Annotated in this window: 20 protein-coding genes; 11 read left to right on the top strand and 9 right to left on the bottom strand. The window is 63.6% G+C overall.

Annotated elements, in window-relative coordinates:
* Positions 1 to 18: 18 nt before the first annotated feature.
* Positions 19 to 381 carry a nuclear transport factor 2 family protein gene (locus NKI50_RS10655; RefSeq protein WP_352716470.1) on the top strand — a complete coding sequence of 121 codons (363 nt, stop codon included), beginning with the start codon at positions 19 to 21 and terminating at the stop codon, positions 379 to 381.
* Positions 382 to 590: 209 nt separating this feature from the next.
* Here NKI50_RS10655 and xylB read toward each other — a convergent pair whose 3' ends face one another.
* The 3 genes from xylB to NKI50_RS10640 all read right to left on the bottom strand — a co-directional run bounded on the left by xylB (position 591) and on the right by NKI50_RS10640 (position 4195).
* On the bottom strand, positions 591 to 2045 hold the full coding sequence (gene xylB / locus NKI50_RS10650; protein ID WP_352716468.1) for a xylulokinase: 1455 nt from the start codon (positions 2043 to 2045) through the stop codon (positions 591 to 593).
* A 191-nt stretch (positions 2046 to 2236) separates the two neighbouring features.
* On the bottom strand, positions 2237 to 3562 hold the full coding sequence (locus tag NKI50_RS10645; RefSeq protein ID WP_352547958.1) for a tetratricopeptide repeat protein: 1326 nt from the start codon (positions 3560 to 3562) through the stop codon (positions 2237 to 2239).
* A gap of 9 nt (positions 3563 to 3571) precedes the next feature.
* Complete coding sequence (locus NKI50_RS10640; protein WP_023718327.1) at positions 3572 to 4195, bottom strand: LysE family translocator; 624 nt, start codon at positions 4193 to 4195, stop codon at positions 3572 to 3574.
* A gap of 188 nt (positions 4196 to 4383) precedes the next feature.
* Here NKI50_RS10640 and NKI50_RS10635 point away from each other — a divergent pair, with 188 nt between their 5' ends.
* From NKI50_RS10635 to NKI50_RS10595, 9 genes are all read left to right on the top strand, one after another.
* Positions 4384 to 5148, top strand: a complete 765-nt coding sequence (locus tag NKI50_RS10635) for a L,D-transpeptidase (RefSeq protein ID WP_352484715.1) — start codon at positions 4384 to 4386, stop codon at positions 5146 to 5148.
* A 96-nt stretch (positions 5149 to 5244) separates the two neighbouring features.
* On the top strand, positions 5245 to 6411 hold the full coding sequence (locus NKI50_RS10630; RefSeq protein ID WP_352451606.1) for a diphosphate--fructose-6-phosphate 1-phosphotransferase: 1167 nt from the start codon (positions 5245 to 5247) through the stop codon (positions 6409 to 6411).
* A gap of 16 nt (positions 6412 to 6427) precedes the next feature.
* Positions 6428 to 7153 carry an MBL fold metallo-hydrolase gene (locus tag NKI50_RS10625; protein WP_352495226.1) on the top strand — a complete coding sequence of 242 codons (726 nt, stop codon included), beginning with the start codon at positions 6428 to 6430 and terminating at the stop codon, positions 7151 to 7153.
* A gap of 366 nt (positions 7154 to 7519) precedes the next feature.
* Complete coding sequence (locus NKI50_RS10620) at positions 7520 to 9058, top strand: DegQ family serine endoprotease (RefSeq protein WP_023718332.1); 1539 nt, start codon at positions 7520 to 7522, stop codon at positions 9056 to 9058.
* 132 nt (positions 9059 to 9190) lie between these two features.
* A complete protein-coding gene (locus tag NKI50_RS10615; RefSeq protein ID WP_352495225.1) occupies positions 9191 to 9802 on the top strand; it encodes a molybdopterin-dependent oxidoreductase in 612 nt (203 codons plus the stop codon).
* Positions 9799 to 10545: an FAD-binding oxidoreductase gene (locus tag NKI50_RS10610; RefSeq protein WP_352495224.1), complete on the top strand. Its 747-nt coding sequence runs from the start codon at positions 9799 to 9801 to the stop codon at positions 10543 to 10545. Before NKI50_RS10615 ends, NKI50_RS10610 begins: the two co-directional genes overlap by 4 nt.
* A 441-nt stretch (positions 10546 to 10986) precedes the next feature.
* On the top strand, positions 10987 to 11190 hold the full coding sequence (locus NKI50_RS10605; RefSeq protein WP_023718335.1) for a DUF680 domain-containing protein: 204 nt from the start codon (positions 10987 to 10989) through the stop codon (positions 11188 to 11190).
* Between the two features lie 71 nt (positions 11191 to 11261).
* Positions 11262 to 11468: a DUF680 domain-containing protein gene (locus NKI50_RS10600; protein ID WP_352495223.1), complete on the top strand. Its 207-nt coding sequence runs from the start codon at positions 11262 to 11264 to the stop codon at positions 11466 to 11468.
* 67 nt (positions 11469 to 11535) lie between these two features.
* Entirely contained in the window at positions 11536 to 11775 is a 240-nt protein-coding gene (locus NKI50_RS10595) for a DUF680 domain-containing protein (RefSeq protein WP_352495222.1), read from the top strand.
* Positions 11776 to 11854: 79 nt separating this feature from the next.
* Here the strand turns inward: NKI50_RS10595 and NKI50_RS10590 are convergent, their stop codons facing one another.
* From NKI50_RS10590 to NKI50_RS10570, 5 genes are all read right to left on the bottom strand, one after another.
* Complete coding sequence (locus NKI50_RS10590) at positions 11855 to 12967, bottom strand: ABC transporter ATP-binding protein (protein ID WP_023718338.1); 1113 nt, start codon at positions 12965 to 12967, stop codon at positions 11855 to 11857.
* 25 nt (positions 12968 to 12992) lie between these two features.
* Entirely contained in the window at positions 12993 to 14657 is a 1665-nt protein-coding gene (gene bglA, locus NKI50_RS10585) for a beta-galactosidase BglA (RefSeq protein ID WP_352591831.1), read from the bottom strand.
* Between the two features lie 4 nt (positions 14658 to 14661).
* A complete protein-coding gene (locus NKI50_RS10580; protein ID WP_023718340.1) occupies positions 14662 to 15816 on the bottom strand; it encodes a carbohydrate ABC transporter permease in 1155 nt (384 codons plus the stop codon).
* 1 nt (position 15817) lies between these two features.
* On the bottom strand, positions 15818 to 16831 hold the full coding sequence (locus NKI50_RS10575; RefSeq protein WP_023718341.1) for a carbohydrate ABC transporter permease: 1014 nt from the start codon (positions 16829 to 16831) through the stop codon (positions 15818 to 15820).
* Between the two features lie 227 nt (positions 16832 to 17058).
* The gene (locus NKI50_RS10570) at positions 17059 to 18414 is read right to left on the bottom strand and encodes an ABC transporter substrate-binding protein (protein WP_352495220.1); all 1356 of its coding nucleotides are present in this window, start codon (positions 18412 to 18414) and stop codon (positions 17059 to 17061) included.
* Between the two features lie 363 nt (positions 18415 to 18777).
* Here NKI50_RS10570 and NKI50_RS10565 point away from each other — a divergent pair, with 363 nt between their 5' ends.
* A complete protein-coding gene (locus tag NKI50_RS10565) occupies positions 18778 to 19800 on the top strand; it encodes a substrate-binding domain-containing protein (protein ID WP_352495219.1) in 1023 nt (340 codons plus the stop codon).
* Between the two features lie 72 nt (positions 19801 to 19872).
* On the opposite strand, the gene NKI50_RS10560 is transcribed toward NKI50_RS10565, so the two are convergent.
* Positions 19873 to 20781, bottom strand: a complete 909-nt coding sequence (locus NKI50_RS10560) for a LysR family transcriptional regulator (RefSeq protein ID WP_352716465.1) — start codon at positions 20779 to 20781, stop codon at positions 19873 to 19875.
* Positions 20782 to 20850 lie beyond the last annotated feature (69 nt).

Below are 20850 nucleotides of genomic sequence, written 5' to 3'. Positions count from 1 at the left end.
CAACGAAGGAGACAGACCATGACCGACCTCAACACCATTGCCGAAAACTACATCGCCCCCTGGAACGAGAGTGACGCCGCGCGCAGGAAAGCCTTGCTCAAGACGACCTTCACCGAGGATGTCGGCTACCGCGATCCGATCATGCAGGGCGACGGCCATGACGGCATCGCCGCGCTGATCGAAGGCGTGCAGCAGCGCTTTGCCGGCTTCAGGTTCTCGCTGAAAGGCGAGCCGGACGGATTCGCTGACGCCATCCGCTTTTCGTGGAACCTTGGGCCGGACGGCACCGAGCCCGTCATCGAAGGCACCGATATCGGCGTCATCGAAAATGGCCGGCTGAAAAGCGTCACCGGCTTTCTCGACAAGGTGCCGGCACAGTGAGGAAATCTCGGCAAAGTGGGGGCCAAGCACCCCCCTCTGCCCTACCGTGCATCTCCCCCTCAAGGGGGGAGATTGGCTGGCCTTTCCGCCTTCGCCAATCACCGATCTTGCAAGACTTGCATAGCCGTCGACGCTGCCGATCTCCCCCCTTGAGCGGGAGATGCCAAATGGTGGCAAAGAGGGCAGGCCAGAGGGGGGTAAGCGCCAGCTCACGCGGTTACAGCCCTGATCGCCGGGTAAAGCTGGCGGTAGCGCTGATAGGCCTGCGCATAGGCGTCGCCGAGGGCGGCGACCGGCTCGACCGTGGCGTCCGTCGCCGGCGCCGTGCACACGGCGCGCGGATCGGCAGCGGTCGCCGCGATCAGGCCAAGCCGGGCCGCACCGAACGCGGCGCCGAAATCGCCCTCGGCGGGAATATCGATGGGCAGGCCAAGCGCGGTGGCGATGGCCTTCAACCAGTAGCGCGAACGCGAGCCGCCGCCGATCGCCGTCACCCGGGTCAGCGTCGTGCCGGCCTTGGCCAGAGCTTCCAGGCTGTCGCGGAAAGCGAAAGCGACGCCTTCGAGCACGGCCTGGGTCAGCGCCGCGCGGCCGGATTCGTGTGCAAGCCCCGTAAACGCGCCGCGAATGGCGGAATCATTGTGCGGCGTCCGTTCGCCTGAGAGATAGGGCAGGAAGGAGACACCGGTCGGCGCCTGCAGCGCATCGCCGAGTTCGGCGGTCAACTCGCCAGCACCTTTGCCCGCGATTGCCGATAGCCAGTTGAGCGAATCGGTTGCCGACAGGATGACGCCCATCTGATGCCAGGTGCCGGGCAGGGCATGGCAGAATGTATGCACGGCGCTTTCCGGGTTGGGCAGATAGGACGCATTGGCGGCAAAAAGCACGCCTGACGTGCCGAGCGAGACGAAAGCCTGGCCGGCACCGACCGTGCCCATGCCGCAGGCCGAGGCCGCGTTGTCGCCGGCGCCGCCGGCGATCGGGATGCCCGCCTGCATGCCCCATTTCGCAGCCAGTTCGCTGCGCAAGGCACCGGCCTTTGCCGTGCCTTCGACCAATGACGGCATCTGCCTTTCGTCGAGCGACGTGGCGGCGAGCAGTTCGGCGGACCAGGCTCGTTTGCCGACGTCGAGCCACGACGTGCCAGCCGAATCCGACATTTCCGAAATATGCTCGCCGGCGAGCCAGAGCCGCAAAAAGTCCTTCGGCAGCAGGACCTTTGCCACCTTGGCGAAAACAGCCGGTTCGTTGTTTTTCACCCAGGCGAGCTTTGGCGCGGTGAAGCCGGGAAAGACGATGTTGCCGGTCAGCTTGCGAAAGCGCGGGTCGGCGTCGAGTGCGGCCGCCTCGGCGTGGCCGCGTGTGTCGTTCCACAGGATGCAGGGGCGCAGCACCTGGTCGGCGGCGTCGAGCAGGGTGGCGCCATGCATATGGCCGGAAAGGCCGATGCCTTTGACCGCCGCGAGCTCCTTCGCATGCGCGGATCGCAGCTCGGCGATCGCCGCTTCGCAGGCGCGGATCCACTCGGCCGGGTTCTGCTCGGACCAGCCGGGATGCGGCCGCGACACGTCGAGCGGCGCATGGCCGGAACCGACGATGCTCTGCCTTGCATCGATCAGCAGCGCCTTGACGCCCGACGTGCCGAGATCGAGGCCGAGATACATGTTTCCTCCCATGTCCGTCAGGCCTGGCGGCGACGGTCTTTCTTGCTCCCCCGCCTCTGCCCTGCGACAGAGAGGCGAAGATATCCCGGCAATCGTGCCGCCGGACAAGCGCTCCGGTCAACACGTGAAGATTTTTTCGACACTCGAAAAAATCTTGCCGGGGCAGTTTTTAAGGCAAGATGTGGCCTTGGTCAATTCGCCGCGAGAGCGGTTGCGCGCCGTGAAAACAGTGCCGACAGCGGGCTGTCCGGCCGTGCCAGCGCGCGTTCCGCCGCAAGCGCCCTCGCCAGCGCGCCATCGCCCGAACGCAGTGCCGCCTCGACCAGCGTCAGGTCGATGACGTCGCGTTGGGCGTGGCTGCCGCCGAAGCGATGGGCGATTGCCCGGATCGGCCGGATCAGCCGTATCGTCTCGGCATAATTGCCCTCGCCGAACGCCTTGATCGCGAGCGTCAAGGGATGGCCGACATCCCTGGTGAAACCCACATTGTCGTCTTTGCCGCGCATCGCCTCGCGCTGCGCCTCGAGCAAGCTGCGGGCCGGCGCTTCGAGGCCGGCGCCGACAAACGCCATCATCGCGTGGGCGTCGTTGAAGGCATAGTTGCCGGCGCTGGCCTTGGGCACCCAGTTGGCGGCCAGTGCCGTCCAGCGGTCGCCGACATCGACGCCGCCGAGATGCAGCCGCCACAGGATCGCCGAGGCATCGACCATGTTGAGCGCCAGCGTCGAGCGTTCGCCATAGATCGGCCCATCATAGAGCGCCAGCACCTCGTCGGTCTCGCCGAGGTCGTAATGGAACAGCGCCAGGTGCCACCAATTGTGCACCTGCAGGAAGCTCTCCCGCGTCCACGCTTCGGGATTGGCGCGCATCCACAATATGCCGTCCTTTTGCCGGCTCTGCATCTCCATGACATGGGCAACGGCATGCTGGGCCCAGCCGTCGCGCGGCTCGATATCGACCGCCGTGCGGCCAAGTTTTTCGGCGCGCGCGTAGTCGCCCATTTCCTCCAGCCCAAAGGCCTGCATGCCGAGTATGGCGTGGTAGCCCGGCATGCCGCTCTGCCAGGACGGCAGCGCGCGGCCGATGCGGTCGCGCAGCATGCGGGCGTTGCCGGTGAAGAAGTCGATCTGGTGGCCGGTCTGCAGCGCCAGCGCATCGAGCGGGAACTCGATGGCGATATCCTCCAGCACGCGGGCGGCCTCGTGCCAGCGGCCCTCCGCAAGGTGGCCAAGCGCGGCGACATGCGCCTGCTCGCGCGTCGTCGCGGCAAGCGGCAGCGCTGCCTCGTGACATGCCTTGGCCACCGCCGTCGCTTCACGCTCGGTGGCGAGGCCAAAGAGATAACCCTTGAACACATGCGCCATGACGAAGCCGGGATCTTCGGCGATTGCCCGGTCAACGGAACCGACAGGATCGCCGATGAAGCACTGCAATTCGCGCACAGCCTGGCTGTAGGACGAAAACCCGGCCTCCGTCGCGCCAGACAGCGCTAGGCCAAATGCATCCCTGACCGCCATGGCTTGTCCTCAGTTGCCCGAGCGCATCGCCACCGTGGCGATGCCGGCGCCGACCAGCAGCGTGCCGCCGGTGCGGTTGAAGATGCGGATCGCCTTTGGATTGCGCACGACGTTGCGCGCCCTTGCGGCGATCAGCGCATAACCGAAGGCATTGGCGAAGGCGAGCGCCAGGAAGGTCGTTTCGAAGATCAGCATCTGTGTCCAGAAATCCGCATGCCGGTCGAGGAACTGCGGCAGGAAGGCGACGAAAAAGGTGATGCTTTTCGGATTGAGCGCGGTAACCAGCCAGGCATGTGCCGTCATCTTGGCCGATGACACCGCATCGGTGCGCGGTTCGGCCCGCAGCGCGCCGCCGGCGCGAAACAGCTTTATGCCGAGATAGATCAGATAGCCGGCGCCGATCACCTTCAGCACGGTGAATACGGTCGCCGACGCCGCCAGCAGCGCGCCGATGCCCAGCATCGACAGTGTCATTGCGGTGAAGTCGCCGAGCGCCACGCCGACTGCCATCGGCAGCGCGGTGCGCCAGCCCTGGCCGAGCGCATAGGACACCACCAGCAGGATGGTCGGGCCCGGAATGACCAGAAGGACTGCCGAGGCGGCGGCAAATGCGGCCCAGTTTTCGAAGGACATTTTCTTCTCCTTGAGCTCAAAGAAGAGGATAAATCCTTGGCCTCGCGAAGATGTAAAGAGGCAAAAACCGAAAAAGCCCCTCGTTAACGGCAGATGGCTGGCCTTCACGCTTTTTCAACCATGATTGGTGAAAATGCCTGCTATCCGGCCGGACCGTGTTTCCCGCCGATAGCGTAGGGTTTGGGTAAATGCGTGAGTTGCCGCACGGTCTGTCGCTGCCGCATAATGGCGACGCAATCGAAACCGAAATACAGCTTTCCCGCCGCACGGTGCTGTCCGGCGCCGGTGCGCTGGCGCTGCTCGGCGTCGCCGGCTGCAGCCAGACGCTGGATCTGCCGTCGCTCCAGCTCGACGACGTCACCACCGGCTCGATCCGGCCCGTGCGTCCGAGCATCAGCGTCGACAAGAACATCACCAGCCCCGACGTGATGTACGCTTCGCTCACCGACGGTGGCTTCAATGTACCGGAGGTGCCCTACCTCAAGGTCAAGCCGGAGTTCCGCCGCCAGATTGTCGTCGATCCGACCGGCGAGCAACCCGGCACGATCGTCGTTCACTCGCAGGAGCGGCTGCTCTATCTGGTGCAGCCCGGCGGCGAAGCGATCCGTTACGGCGTCGGCATCGGCAAGGACGGATTCCGCTGGTCGGGCCGCGCCAACATCCAGTACGGCAAGGAATGGCCGGTCTGGACCCCACCGCCCGAGATGATCGCCCGCAAGCCGGAGCTGGTGAAATGGCAGAGCGGACAGCCGGGCGGCCTCGACAATCCGCTCGGCGCGCGTGCCCTCTACATCTATCAGAACGGCAGCGATACCGGCTATCGCATCCACGGCTCGCCCGAATGGCGGAGCATCGGCCAGGCGATGTCGTCGGGCTGCGTGCGCCTGATCAACCAGGACATCATCGATCTCTACAGCCGCGTCTCCAAGAAGAATCCGGTCGTCGTCGTCTGACCGGCGGCTTCGCTTTCAGCGATCACTCTGCCGTTGCGCGATGCCGCAAGACAGGCGAATGTGCCTGCGATTTTCATCGCCCGGGAGACGTGACCAATGGCCGGAACTTTTGTCATCGCGCAAGGCGGCGGCCCAACCGCCGTCATCAACCAGACGGTGGTCGGCGCCGCGCTCGAAATCCGCAAGCGGCATCCCGGCGCCAAGGTGCTGGGATCCATCCACGGCGTGCGCGGCATTCGTGACGGCAATTACGTCGATCTTTCCGCCATCCCCGAGGACCGTTTGCGGCTGATCGCGGCGACGCCGAGCGCCGCGCTTGGTTCGACGCGCGACAAGCCGGATGCCGCCTATTGCGACCTCATCCTCAACGGCTTGAAGAAAGCCGGCGCCGACGCCTTCATCTACATCGGCGGCAACGACACGTCGGGCACGCAGCAGATCCTGACCGACGCCGCCGGCGGCAAGATCGCCTTCGTCCATGCGCCGAAAACCATCGACAACGATCTCGAGGAGAACGACCACACGCCCGGCTTCATGTCGGCGGCCGAGTTCGTCGCCGGGGCGTTTCTTTCGGTCGATCTCGATTTCCGCGCTCTGCCGGGCATCTATGTCGGCATCGTCATGGGGCGGCATGCCGGTTTCCTGACGGCCGCGTCCGCGGCATGGCAGCTCGACCAGGACAGCGGCCCGCATCTCGTCTACGTGCCGGAGCGGCCGTTCTCGGCGGCCGGCTTCATCGACGACGTGCGCGCCACGCTCGACCGCCACAAGCGCTGCATCGTTGCCGTCTCCGAAGGCGTCAGCACCGCCGACGGCAAGGCGCTGGTCGAAAGCCTGGTGCCGCCGGAAAGGCTGGAGCGCGACCAGCACGGCAACGTCAAGCTGTCGGGCAGCGACCTGCCGGCAGCCTTGGAGCGCGCGCTGGCCGAGGGATTGCCGGGCAAGCGGGCGCGCGTCGATGCGCTCGGCTACATGCCGCGCGGCTATGTCGGCGCCATCAGCGCGGTGGACGCGCAGGAGGCCTTCGACGCCGGCGCCTTCGCGGTCACGGTCGCCGACGAGGGCGGCGGTTCGGTGGCGCTGCAATATGACGGCAAGAAAACCGTGCTGAAGAAGGTGCCGCTGAAGAACGTCGCCGGCAAGACGCGCCATATGCCGGATGATTTCATGCTGCCCGATGTCAACCGGCTGTCCGATGCGGGGATGGCCTATCTGAAGCGGCTGGTCCCGCAAAAATACAAGGTCGGCAAGCCGTTCGTCTGATGCCGGCCTTGATCTGATGGACAACTGGTTCAGCAAAACCATCGTCGACGCAGAGACGACCATGCTGACCGAGCCCTTCGTGCATGAATTCGTGCGCGCCAATATCTGGCATTTGCGCGGCCGCGACGTCGACCTGCTGGTCGACACCGGCATGGGGATCTGCCCACTGGCGCCGCAGATCGACACGCCGGCCGGCAAGCCGCTGCTCGTCGTCGCCACGCATATCCATCTCGATCATGTCGGCTCGCTGCACGAGTTTCCGTTGCGGGCAGGGCCGCGCCACAGCGCCGCGCAGTTCGGCAGCATGGATGAAGCGATTACCTACGCCTACATGTTCCATGACCTGGAAGGGGCTGTCTCCAGGCTGCCGGCGGAGGGCTGGAAAGCCGCCGATTACAGGATTCCGCCGGCGCCGCTGACTAGGACCCTGGACGAGGGCGATAGGGTCGACCTCGGCGACCGCCAATTCCGCGTCCTGCATCTGCCCGGCCACTCTCCTGATTCGATCGCGCTGTTCGACGAGGCCGACGGCCTGTTCTTCGCCGGCGACGCCATCTACGACGCCACGCTGATCGACGACCTGCCGGATTCGGATCGTGCCGCCTACCGCCACACGATGCAGCGGCTGCTCGATCTGCCGATCCGCATCGGCCATGGCGGTCATGGACCGAGCTTCGACGGCAGGCGGATGCGCGAGATCGCCTCGGCGTATCTCAGGCGAACGGACGGGACAGCGGCATAGGAAGCCTCGGCAGGGGCGGTGAGGGGCGGCACAACCTGAGGCGATTTTTCTTGGGTAGCTATTTTGTTCTTGCTTTGTGCCGGCAGCTATGCTAGTAATTTGGGTATGGTGCTGATTTGCCCCAACGACCCGCCGCAAGGCGGGTTTTTGTTTTCGGCTTTCGGCGCCAGCCCGGCAAGGCGGCTGCCAGCCGGAAGTTAAATCTTCGTAATATTATCTGGAAACCACGATCGGCGCCCTAGATGCGGGGCTGTCGATTCGGTCGGCCGCCGTGCCAGGCGAGACAGGCAAGGCCGACACGCCGATGGAGCGTTCCGGTGACGGAACGCTGCGGCGCCCGATCAATCTCTCGCCCGGACAACGGCCATGTCACCAATCCAGACCCTTCGCAGACATCGCGTCGCCGCTTTGCTGGGCGCCGCGCTGATCGTCAGCCCCTTCGCCCTGCCTCTCGCTCCCAGGCTGAATGATGTCCTGGCGGCAACAGTGACGCCACCTGTCACCGGCATGACCGCTCCCAGCGGTTCGTTCGCTCCGGTCGTGGCGGCCGACAAACCGGCAGTGGTGACCATCACGACGGTCATGAAAGCCCAACAGCCGGACACCACGAGCGATGGCTCTCCCTTTGGCGGAACCTCGCCTTTCGACGATTATTTCCGCCATTTCTTCGATGACCAGGGACAGCCCGCCCCCAAGACGCCGCCGGAACAGGCGCCGCGCACCGAGGCCCTCGGCTCAGGCTTCATCGTCGGCGCCAACGGCACCATCGTCACCAACAATCACGTAGTCGACGGCGCCCAGTCGATCAAGGTGACGCTCGACGACGGCACCGAGCTTCCCGCCAAATTGATCGGCCATGACGCCAAGAACGATCTTGCCGTGCTCGAGGTCAAAGCCGGCAAGCCCTTGCCGACCGTCAAATGGGGCGATTCCGACAAGCTCATGCCGGGCGATCAGGTGCTCGCCTTCGGCAATCCTTTCGGCCTTGGCACCACCGTCACGGCCGGCATCGTCTCGGCGCGCGGCCGCGACCTGCACAGCGGGCCGTTTGACGATTTCATCCAGATCGACGCACCGATCAACCGGGGCAATTCCGGCGGCCCGCTGACGGATGTGAACGGCAATGTCGTCGGCATCAACACGGCGATCTTTTCGCCGAATGGCGGCAGCGTCGGCGTCGGCTTCGCCATCCCCTCGGACCAGGCGCAAAAGGTCGTCGCCAAGCTGATGAAGGGCGGCTCCATCCAGTACGGCTATCTCGGCGTCCAGATCCAGCCGGTGACGCCTGATATGGCGAGCGCCATCGGCCTCGATCACCCCGCCGGCGTGCTGGTCGCGCAGGTCAGCGACGGATCGCCGGCCGCCAAGGCCGGCATCGAGACCGGCGATGTCATTACCAGCTTCGCCGGCCAGGACATAAAGGATCCAAGGGACCTGTCACGCGCCGTCGCCGACATTGCGCCCGGCACGAGGGAAGCGCTCAATGTCTGGCGCAAGGGGAAGGGCCTGCAGATCTCCGTCGAGATCGGGCGCAACGAAGACGATATGGCGACGGGATCGGTGGCCGGCGATCAGGGTCAGCCGTCGACGGGGCAGGGCCTTCGCGCACCGACGCTCGGTCTCGGCCTGATGGACGTCACCCCGGATGTGCGCCAGGCAATGAACCTGGCAGGCAACCAGCACGGCGCACTGGTCGAGCGCGTCGACCCGAACAAGGCGGCATCGGCTTCCGGCATTCAGCCCGGCGACATCATCGTCGCCGTCGACCAGCATCCGGTGAGGAGCGCCAGGCAGGCTAACCAGGCGATTTCTCAGGCTGCCAAATCCGGCAAGAAATCGGTGCTGCTGCTTGTCGAGCGCGGCGACGCCCAGATGTTTGTCGCCGTGCCCTTTGCCAGTGGCTGAGGCACGCGCCGCGCTGCCAAGATCGACGTAGAGCACTGCCGCCAGGCCGAGCCAAGATTTCGGTTGCCCGCGGGCGCGTCTTCGAGAAAACTGACAAGGGTCGATTGGACCTTGCGCAAATGGATATTCTCGATGGTTACCCGAGGCTTCTCTTCCGGACGAAAGCCTCCGACGGATACGAATGCACGTATCCCGCCGGGGCAGTATCTCGAGCAAGGTTTCCCGGTCCTGTCGGCCGGCCCGACGCCGCATGTGCGCACCGAGGATTGGTCGTTCACGCTTAAGCACGGGCCGCGGCCGATCAAGAAGTGGAACTGGGCCGAGTTCAATGCGCTGTCCTTGACCAAGATGACGCGCGACATCCATTGCGTGACCGCATGGACCAAGTTCGACACCGCGTGGCAGGGCGTGCTGGTCGATGACATCCTTGCCGACGCCGGCATCGAGCCGCCCACCGCCTTCACGCTGGCGCTGGGTTTCGACGGCTATTCCACCAACGTGCCGACGAAGGATCTCACCGGCGGCAAGGCGATGGTGGCACTGCTTTACGAGGGCAAGCCGATCACCCCCGATCATGGCGGGCCGGCGCGGCTGCTCGTTCCACATCTCTATTTCTGGAAATCGGCCAAATGGCTGAACGGGCTGCAGTTCACCGAGCGTGACGAGCCGGGTTTCTGGGAGCTGCGAGGCTATCATATCTATGGCGACCCGTGGCGCGAACAGCGCTACACGAACGATCTATGAGCGACGCACCGGCGGCGCAGTCGCCCTGGCAGACAGTCACCATCACCCGCATCCAAAAGCGCACGCCGCGCGTCACCAGCTTTTTCCTACAGCCATCGCGGCCCTTCGCTTACCGTGCCGGACAGCATGTCGACGTCAGGCTGACAGCGCCTGACGGCTATCAGGCGCGCCGCTCCTATTCCATCGCCTCGGCACCGGAGACCGGCGAGACCATCGAGCTGGCGATTGAAAAACTCGAGGACGGCGAGGTCTCGCCGTTCTTTCACGAGATCGCGGCGGTGGGCGACGACGTCGAATTGCGCGGGCCGCTCGGCGGCCATTTCGTCTGGTCCGACAGCGATGGCGGACCGCTCTTGCTCGTCGGCGGCGGGTCGGGCGTGGTGCCGCTGATGTCAATGGTCCGTCACCGGGCGATGCGGGAGTCGCTGGTCGCCGCCGCGCTGGTGTTTTCCGCGCGGGTCTGGGACGAGGTGATCTTTCGCGACGAGTTGATCGACCTCGCCGAGCGCCGGGATGGCTTCGACCTGGTGCTGACGCTGACGCGCGAGCCGGCCCGCCGTCCGGCGGATTATGCGCGGCGGATCGACGCCGCGATGATGGTGCAAGCCATGACGAGGCTGCCCGCGCCGCCGAAGCTGGCCTTCGTCTGCGGCTCGAACGCATTCGTGACGGCCGCCGCCGAGGCACTGATCGATGCCGGCGTCCCGGCGGCACTCATCCGCACCGAACGCTACGGGGTCTGACCCGGTTCTGCTTGCCCGTTGCAGTCTTCGCTGCCCGGCATAAACAGGCCGAAAACAGGTAGAACGGCAAGGTCGCGTTTGGCTGAAATGGTTAACGATTCGACAAACAACCCCTGCTGCTACTTTTATCGGTTTAAAAAATCGAACCGAACGGTTCGTTTCTGTTGACAATGCGTGCAGGACGCTGTGAACGCTGCCTCTCCAAGCCACCTTGCAGCCAGACCGATGCTATGGGCTATCTACTTGATATTTAGCAATAAAATTGTGGCGGAGGGAATCTCTGGCACAATTTCAAGGTGTAGATTCTTGGTCCACACCAAACAACTTCGTGATTGGAAACTGGCCATTGGCTTTCCCACATCGGGGCTGTCCGGACGACGCGAATTCCTCCCAAGACACGCCGCTCGCCGGACGGAAAAACTGAGATACTGGAGTACTAAAATGAAAAAGATCGCTCTTGCCGCCGTCGCCGTTTTGGCCATCACCGGCAGCGCCTTCGCTGGCAGCGACAACTTTGGTTCCAAGGGTGCGAACCAGCCTGCCGCTTCGGTCGACAGCTCGTACACGGCTTCCATTCAGAAGCCGGCTCATGCTGACGAGCAGCCTGTCCAGGGCGCCGACCGTAACCTCTTCGGCAACAACTAACAGCCGATCCCAGCATCAGGGCGGCGGGCATTATCCGCCGCCTGGGACCCGAGAAATTCAGGAGTATTAAAATGAAAAAGATCGTTCTTGCTGCCGCCGCCGTTCTGGCCATCACCGGCAGCGCTTTCGCCGCTAGCGACAATTATGGTTCCAACGGTGCCAACCAGCCTGCGCCTTTCGTCGATAGCTCGTACACGGCTTCCGTCAAGACGTCGGACCATGCTGAAAAGCAGCCGGTCGTCCAGGGCGCCGACCGCAACCTCTTCGGCAACAACTAATAGCCGATCCCAGCATCAAAGCGGCGGGTGAGCCCGCCGCTTGATTCGAAAATCCAGGAGTACCCAAATGAAAAAGATTGTTCTTACTGCCGCCGCTCTCTTGATTGCCGCCGGCAGCGCCTATGCCCGCAACGACAATGTTGGCGGGACCGACATCAACAAGCAGTCGACCGTCAACGTCGACAAGACGCAGACGTTTTCGGTACGTGACACCAATTCGCCGATCTACAAACTGCTGAATTCGTCTGGCGATGTGCCCAAGTCCGCGCCTCAGGGCGCCGACCGCAACCTCTTCGGTAACAACTAACAGCCGAACTGGAATTCCAAACAAGAGCGGCGGGCCATCCCCGCCGCTCTTGTCTTTGTATGGCGGAAAAACGCCTGCTTCAAGCCGCCTTTGCTTCTGCTTCATGGAGCGCGAAAGAGCGCCCGTCGGCGTCGAAAATATGCAGGTCGCCTGCGTCCGCCGTCAGCCGCAGCGTCGCTCCGCGCTTGACCTCGACATTGCCCGGCAGCTTGGTCACCAGCGGCAGGTCGGCGCGGCCGATGTCGACATAGACGAGTTGGACCTCGCCGAGCTGCTCGACATAATCGACCGTCCCTTCGAACAAATAGTCGGCGCCGGTGGCAATCATCAGATCCTCCGGCCGCACCCCGAAGCTCACCGCAGCGCCTTTCGCCGAGGCAGGCGTTGCGATCGGCACCGTTGCCTTGCGGCCGCCGACATGGCTGACGAGCGTCGGGTTGCCGGTCTTGTCGATCGTTGCCGGCAAGATGTTCATCGCCGGCGAGCCGATGAACTGGGCGACGAACAGATTGCCGGGCCGCTTGTAGAGCTCCATCGGCGTGCCGACCTGTTCGATATGGCCTTCCTTCAGAACCACGATGCGGTCGGCCAGCGTCATCGCCTCGACCTGGTCGTGGGTGACGTAGATCATCGTTGTGGCCGGCATCGATTCCTTGAGCTTGGCGATCTCGATGCGGGTAGCGACGCGCAGCGCCGCGTCGAGGTTGGACAGCGGCTCGTCGAACAGGAAGACCTTGGGATTGCGCACGATGGCGCGGCCGATAGCGACGCGCTGGCGCTGGCCGCCCGACATCGCCTTGGGCAGACGGTCGAGATATTTGGTCAGCTGCAGGATCTCGGCCGCCTGGCGCACCCGCTTGTCGATCTCGGCCTTGCTTTCCTTGCCGATCTTCATCGAGAACGCCATGTTGTCGTAGACGGTCATGTGCGGATAGAGCGCATAGGACTGGAACACCATGGCGATGCCGCGCTTCGACGGCGGCACGTCGTTGACGATTTCGCCGTCTATCTTGAGCTCGCCCGAGGTGATCTCCTCCAGCCCGGCGATGCAGCGCAGCAAGGTCGACTTGCCGCAACCAGACGGACCGACGAAGACGATGAATTCGCCCGACTTTATGTCGAGGTCGACGCCGTGCAGAATGTTGAGATTGCCGTATGATTTCTTCACTTGCCTTAGCGTGACATCGGCCATGGTACCCTCCAGTTCTTCCTTGAATTCAGTCGATACGCCCGAACCAGGCGCCGTAGCCGCCCAGGCGGATAGTGCCGGCGTCAGTCTGTCCCGAAAACCCGTGCCCCGGCAAGGGCTGCAGTGAGCGGCCGCCAAGATCGACCTCGGCCGGCTTTGCGCCGAGATTGAAGGCGCAGACGATCTGCTCGTTGCCTTCGCGGCGCGTGAAGGCGACGGTGTCGTCGTCGCTTTCGATGAACTCGATATCACCCTTGGCCAGTGCCGGATGAGCGCGGCGGAAAGCCAGGAAGCGCCGGTAGTGCTCGAGCAGCGAGCCGTCGTCGCCCTGCTGCACATTGACCGCTTGCGCAAGATGCTTGCTGGGCACCGGCAGCCAGGGCTTTGCCGTCGAGAAGCCGCCATTGCGGGCAGCGCCGTCCCAAACCATCGGCGTGCGGCAGCCATCGCGGCCCTTGAATTCCGGCCAGAAGCGGATGCCGTATGGGTCCTGCAGATATTCAAAGCTGAGCTCGGCCTCGCTAAGCCCGAGCTCCTCGCCCTGATAGATGCAGACCGAGCCACGCAACGACATCAGCAGCGCCGAGATGACCTTGAGGTAGGCGGTCGGGTCGGGCTCGCCGGCAGCCCAGCGCGAGGCAGGGCGCATCACGTCATGGTTGGAGAAGGCCCAGCACGACCAGCCGTCGCTGGCCACCTTGCCGAAGGTTTCCAGCACCGAGCGTACCTTTGCCGCGCTGATCTTCTCCGGCGCCAGGAAGTCGAAGGAGTAGCACATGTGCACGCGCTTGCCGCCGGCCGTATAGGCCGCCACTACTTCCAGCCCACGCTGCGAATCGCCGACTTCGCCAACCGCGGCCGTCGCCGGATATTCGTCGAGCAGGGCGCGGAAGCGTTCGAGGAAGCCGAGGTTTTCAGGCCGGCTCTTGTCGTAGAGATGGTCCTGGTAGTTGTAGGGGTTGACGGCCGGCGCCGTCTGGTCGTTGCGCTGCTCGGGCGGCAGCGGCGGATTGTCTTCCAGCCCTTGGCTGTGGAAGTAGAAATTGATGGTATCGAGGCGAAAGCCATCGACGCCGCGCTCCAGCCAGAAGCGGGTGACATCGAGCAGCGCGTCCTGGACCGCGCGGTTGTGGAAATTGAGGTCGGGCTGCTCGGCCAGGAAATTATGCAGGTAATATTGCTGGCGGCTGGTGTCCCACTGCCAGGCCGAGCCGCCGAAGATCGACAGCCAGTTGTTGGGCGGCGTGCCGTCCGGTTTGGCATCCGCCCAGACATACCAGTCGGCTTTTGGATTGCTGCGGCTCGAACGGCTTTCCTTGAACCATGGATGGATGTCGGCGGTGTGCGACAGCACCTCGTCGATCATCACCTTGAGGCCAAGCCGATGCGCCTCGGCGGTCAGCGCGTCGAAGTCGGCGAGCGTCCCGAACATCGGATCGACGTCGCAATAATCCGACACGTCGTAGCCAAAATCCTTCATCGGCGATTTGAAGAATGGCGAGATCCAGATGGCGTCGACACCGAGCGAGGCGATATAGGGCAGCCGGCCGATGATGCCCCTGAGGTCGCCGATGCCGTCGCCGTTCGAATCCTGGTAGCTGCGCGGGTAGATCTGGTAGATCACGGCACCTCGCCACCAGTCGCGATCGATCGCGAGATCGGGCTTCGGGGTCGCCTTCAAAGCGGATTGCATGATCTCAACCTCCTTTCACCGAGCCGGCAAGCAGCCCGCGGACGAAATAACGCTGCAGCGAGAAGAACACGATCAGCGGCACGATGATGGTGACGAAGGCCGATGTCGTCAGGATCTCCCAGTCGCCGCCGCGCGAACCGAGCAACGCATTGAGCTTGGCGGTCAGCACGATCTGGTCGCCCTCGGTACCGAGGAAAACCATCGCCACCAGCAGATCGTTCCACACCCAAAGAAACTGGAAGATGGCGAACGAGGCCAGCACCGGGAACGACAATGGCAGCACGATCTTGACGAAGATCTCGAAATCGCTGGCGCCATCGATGCGCGCCGATTCCATGATCTCGCGTGGCAGGCCGGCGATATAGCTCCTCAACAGATAGATGGCGAAGGGCAGGCCGAAGCCGGTATGTGCCAGCCAGATGCCGAGATAGGTTTTCGACGGCACGCCGAAGAAACTGCCGACGCCGTTGTAGAGCTTCAACAGCGGGATCAGCGACATCTGCAGCGGCACGACCAGGAGGCCGATGATGACGGCGATGAGCAGCGCCCGGCCGGGAAAGCGCATCCACGCCAAAGCGTAGGCGGCGAACGCGGCGATCAGGATCGGGATCACGGTCGCCGGAATGGTGACGGTCAGCGAATTCATGAAGGAGCGGCCGATGCCTTCCGAAAACAGCACCGTGTCGTAGTTGTCGGTGGTGAATTTCGGCGGCGCCGACGAGGCGTAATAGACGCGCTGGCCGCGTTCGCTTTCGAAAGCCTTCGGCGAGGTCATGACGAAACTGCCGTCGGCATTGAGCTGCAGGGTCACGCCGTCGCCGAGATCGGCTGTCGTGCCGGCGGGATATTGCGTCGGTGCGGCCGACTTGACGCCGAAGGCGCTGATGTTGCGGGCAGGACCGTCGCCGAAGATATTGCCTTGCAGGACGAACTTGCCGTCCTTCTCGACCTGCGCCGAAGCGGGCGGCAGCCGTCCGGCTTCCGTCTGGCTGGAACTGGTGAACGAGTTCCACCAGCCCGAAGCGATGATCTGGTCCTTGTCGCGCAGCGACGAGACCAGGATGCCGAGCGTCGGGATCGTCCAGATCGCAACGAAGATGAAGACGGCGATATGGACGCCGAAACGGCTGACAAAGGACTTTCCGGTCGCCACGGCCATCTCAATGTCCCTCCGTCTCTTTGTTCGCCTGGCGGATGTTCCAGACCATGATCGGAATGACCGCGATCATGATGATGATGGCGATGGTGGCGCCGCGGCCGAAATCGCCGCCGCCGCGGAACATCCAGTCGAACATCAGATTGGCCAGCACCTGGCTGTTCCACTGGCCGTTGGTCATGGTCAGCACGATGTCGAAAACCTTCAGCACCAGGATGGTGATGGTGGTCCAGACGACGGCGATGGTGCCCCAGATCTGCGGCACCATGATCTTCCAGAAGATCTGGAAAGGATTGGCGCCGTCGATGACGGCGGCTTCCAGCGTCTCTTCCGGAATGCCGCGCAAGGCCGACGACAGGATGACCATGGCAAAGCCGGTCTGGATCCAGATCAGGATGATCATCAGGAAGAAGTTGTTCCAGAACGGCAGCGATATCCAGACCTGCGGCTGGCCGCCGAAATACTGGATGATGGCGTTGAGCAGGCCGATCTGCGTCTGGCCGTCGCCGCGGTACTCGTAGATGAATTTCCAGATGACGCTGGCGCCGACGAAGGAGATGGCCAGCGGCAGGAAGATCAGGCTCTTGGCGATGGTGCCCCACCAGATCTTGTCGGTGAGCACGGCGATGATCAGCCCGAGGAAGGTGCAGGCGGCCGGCACCACTGCCAGCCAGATGATGTTGTTGAGGATCGAGTTGCGGAACTCGCGGTCGCCGAACGCCCATTGATAGTTGGCCAAGCCGACGAAATGGCCACCGCCGCGATCGAGGAACGACAGCCTCAGCGTCTCCACCACCGGGTAGATCAGGTAGATGGTGAGGATGATCATCGCCGGCCCGACGAACAGCCACGGCCGGATCACCCCCTGCCGCCGCAGATTGTTAATCGCCGCCTTGCCGGAAACGCCGCGTGCCGGAAAGATCGTATCGAGTGCCTTGTTGGCGCCCCAGAAATAGGCGACGCAGCCGCCCACGCCGATGATGATGACGAATATCGCCGAAAAAATCTGAGCCGCCATGGGTCCCTCCCCCTGCGCACGGATCCGCCAGTCGAGAATGGCTTTGGCGACGGGATCATGCGCCGATTCAGTTGTCTGGAGCGCGACCAGCCGAAAAGCAGGTCACTGGGCGCGCATCATGCCGGAATGCGTTGTGCTCACGACAATCGACGCGACGCCAAGCACCGGATAAGGTCCGGGCCGTTTGAGGCCCGGACCGCATCACATTGGGAACGCAAGCCGGCCGCTTACTTGATCGCGTCCCAGCTTTTCTGGATATCGGTGGCGACGTCCTGGGCGGACTTGCCGCCGACCAGGTCGATCATGCCGGTCCAGAAGGCGCCGGCGCCGATCTTGCCCGGCATCAGGTCGGACCCATCGAAGCGGAAGGTCGAGGCGTTGGCCAGGATTTCGCCCTGCTTCTTCAGCGCGTCGCTGGCATAGGCGTCCTTGTTGACCGACTTGAACGGCGTCACGAAGCCACCCTGCGCCATCCAGATCTCATGAGCGAGCGGCAGCTTCAGGAATTCGATGAACGCGCGGGCACTCTTGCTATCCTTGGTGATCATGGCGAGCGTGCCGGCGCCCAGCACCGGAGTGCCGAGATCGGGCTTGGAGGCGTAGGGCGGGTAATAGAAGAAGTCGGCATCCTCGCCGATCTTGGTGCCTTGCGGGAAGAAGGTCGGGATGAATGATGCCTGGTGGTGCAGATAGCATTTTGGCGGCACCGAGAAGAGGCCCTTCGGGCTGTCGCGGAAATCGGTCGCCGCAACCGCCTTTGCACCGCCCTCGACCATTTTGTCGTCGGTCGCGATCTTGCCGAAAATGTCGATGGCGTTGACCACGGCCGGATCGTTGAACGGAATTTCGTTCTTCACCCATTTGTCGTAGGTCTCGGGCGTCTGGGTGCGCAGCATGATGTCTTCGACCCAGTCGGTCGCAGGCCAGCCGGTGGCGCCGCCCGAACCAAGCCCGATGCACCATGGCGTGCCGCCGTCGGCGATGATCTTCTTTTCGAGCTCGGCAAGCTCTTCCTGCGTCTTCGGCACCTTGTAGCCGGCTTCCTCGAAATTATCCGGCGAGTACCAGACTAGCGATTTCACGTCGGCCTTGTAGGGGAACGCGAAGAAACCGGGCTTGCCGTCCTTGTCCTTGAAGGTGCCGAGGTCGACCCAGGATTGGCCGGCGCCGTAATTGTCCTTGACCCAGGTGGCGGTGTCGTCGCCGAGCGGCGTCAAAAGCCCCTTCGATGCCAGATCCTGGATCAGACCCGGCTGCGGCAGCACGGCGATGTTGGGCGGGCTGCCGGCCTGCGTGTCGATGACGATCTGCTGCTCGTAATTCTCCGACGAGGAGTACTTGATCTCGGCGCCGGTGGCTTCGGAGAAATAATCGAGAACGGTGCGGACAAGCCCTTCGTCCTCGCCGCGCCACGGTCCGAAGATCGTCAGCGTCTCGCCCTTGAGGTCGACCTTCTTGAGCTCCTCGTAGTTGGCCCAGTTGAAACGGGGATCTTCGCCCGGCTTGAACTTCAGTTCGGCTTGCGCCGGCATGGCCAGGGCGAGCGTGGCAAACGCAGCGCCCAGCAGAAGCATTTTCTTCATCGGTATTCCCTCCCAGTGGTGACAAACACCGAACGAAACCTCCATTCCGTCCGCCGGCGCTGCAGGACTGTGACTCAGTCGGAAAGGAACTGCAACCTTTCGTAGAGTCTTCCAAAGCGCTTTGGTGATTTTGATCACGCCACTGAATTGATCCAGAGTCAAGAGAAAGCCACGCTAATCGATTTAATTTCTGCGGCCGAGTGCCAGCGAAAGTGCGCTGCAGCACAGTTTTCTGGCGGTGCAGCAGCAAATTCGGCTTCAAACCGATCCGAACCGTGCGTATGGTCATTGCGCTCGGCAAGGCGGTTCGTAGCGGCCAGCTCGATTCAGATTAAAAGCGCTTTGAGGTTTTGGAGGCCTCCGGTGAACCTCAAGCAGCTCTCCCACATGCTGGCGCTTTCGCAGACCACGGTCAGCCGCGCATTGAACGGCTACCCGGAAGTCAACGAGGAAACGCGCCGGCGGGTGGTCGATGCCGCCAAGCGTCACGGCTATCGCCCCAATCCGAGCGCGCGCCGGCTGGCGACCGGCAAGACCGGCATGATCGGCTATGTGCTGCCGACGGGGACGACCGTCGACATCGACCCGCATTTCGTCGAGTTCCTGTCCGGCCTCGGCGACTATGCGCGTTCGCACGAGCTCGACCTGGTGCTGTCACCGGCCGATGCCGACGACCAGGAGACGACCTACCGCCGTATTGTCGCCAACCGGCAGGTCGACGCGGTCTATATCTCGTCGCCGAGGCCGGCCGACCGCCGGGTGGCGCTGGTCAATACGCTCGGCATTCCTTTCATCGTCCATGGCCGCAGCGAAGGCTTCGATTTCGACTATCCCTTCACCGACATCGACAATGAGGGCGCCTTCCACGAGGCGGCCCGGCTTCTCGTCCAGCTCGGTCACAGGCGCCTGGCGCTGATCAATGGCGACGATCGCGAGACCTTCGCCATCCATCGCGAGCGCGGCGTGCGCCGCGCGCTAGCGGCAAGCGGCCTGGTGCTTGGTGATCAGCATGTCTGTTCGCTCACCATGACCGAGGAGAACGGCTACCGCGCCGCCAGGCGCTTGCTGGAACAAAGCGACGCGCCGACGGCGATCGCCTGCTCCAGCCTGATCATGGCGCTCGGCGTGGTGCGCGCGGTGCGCGATCTCGGCCTGACCATTCCGGGCGACCTGTCGCTGATCGCCCATGACGACGTCTTTCCCTGGCTGAAGCCGGAGAATTTTTCGGTGCCGCTGTCGACGACGCGTTCGTCGATCCGCCTGGCCGGCGCGCGCATCGCCGAACGGCTGGCGGCGCGGATTTCCGGCCTGGAGGAGGGGGCTCGCGGCGAGGTCTGGCCGGTCGACCTGGTGGTCAGGGGATCGGTCGCCGGCGCACCGGCCTAGAGGCAATCACTCTGAACGGCCGAGGTCGACTCTTGGCGGCTGTTGGCCAGCACCAGCGAGTGCGTCCTGGTGTCAGGCCGCAGATTTGAGGTGATCGATGAAGGCGCGCAGCTTCGGCAGGACTTGGCGCTTGCCTGGATGATAGAGGAAGACACCCGGCGTCGTCGTGGCGATGCTGTCCAGCACCGACTTGAGTTTTCCTTCTTCTATCAGACCTTCGGCGAGTGGTCGTGGTGTCTGCGCCAGCCCAACGCCCCGCGTCGCAGCCCCGACCAATGTCGAATAGTCGTGCGCGATCAGCGGGCCTGAGACGATCGCTTCGATCGCGCCATTGCCGTCGACGAAGGACCAGGGCGCGATCGCGCCATTCGAGCGGCGCAAGCGTAAGCAGGCGTGGTGGCGCAAGTCCTCGACACGCTCGGGACGGCCGTGGCGCTCGAGATAATCAGGGCTGCCGACGACCACGAACGAGAACGGCGCTGTCAGCCGCACCGCGACCATGTCGGCGGCGATGAGCTGGCCGAGGCGGATGCCGGCATCGAACCCGCCGGTCGCCAGATCAACCATCTGGTCGCTCACGGCGATCTCCAGTTCGATCTCAGGATAGGCTTGGCAGAACGACGCGAGCACCGGCTCCAACATCAATGGCACGATGGCGCGGGGCACAGACAGACGCAGCAGACCGGTCGGCCGTTGGCCGATATCGCGGGCAGCCTCGCCGGCCGCGACGAGCTCTTCGAATGCAGGGCCGGCACGGTCGAGGAACCGCTGGCCAGGCTCGGTTAAACCGACGCTCCGCGTCGTGCGGACGAACAGCGCCGTACCCAGGCGAGCTTCCAGCGCGCGCACCGCTTGGCTCACAGCGGACGGCGTCACGCCGAGATCGGCGGCAGCACGGCGGAAGTTGCGGCGCCTGGCGACGGCCAGGAACGCCTCGACGCCCTCCAGCGCACCATGTCGGACTGTGTAGTTCTGCTTCATAGGTTGTTGTGATTACACCGGATAGTCGAATTGCGGTAGCGGGCTTAAAGCCGCGTGAATCAACTGTTG

The sequence above is a fragment of the Mesorhizobium sp. M0563 genome (assembly GCF_040321065.1).
Classification (GTDB): Bacteria; Pseudomonadota; Alphaproteobacteria; order Rhizobiales; family Rhizobiaceae; genus Mesorhizobium.
Note: the sequence above shows the minus strand (reverse complement) of the source record. Positions and strands in the feature narration are given on the sequence as shown.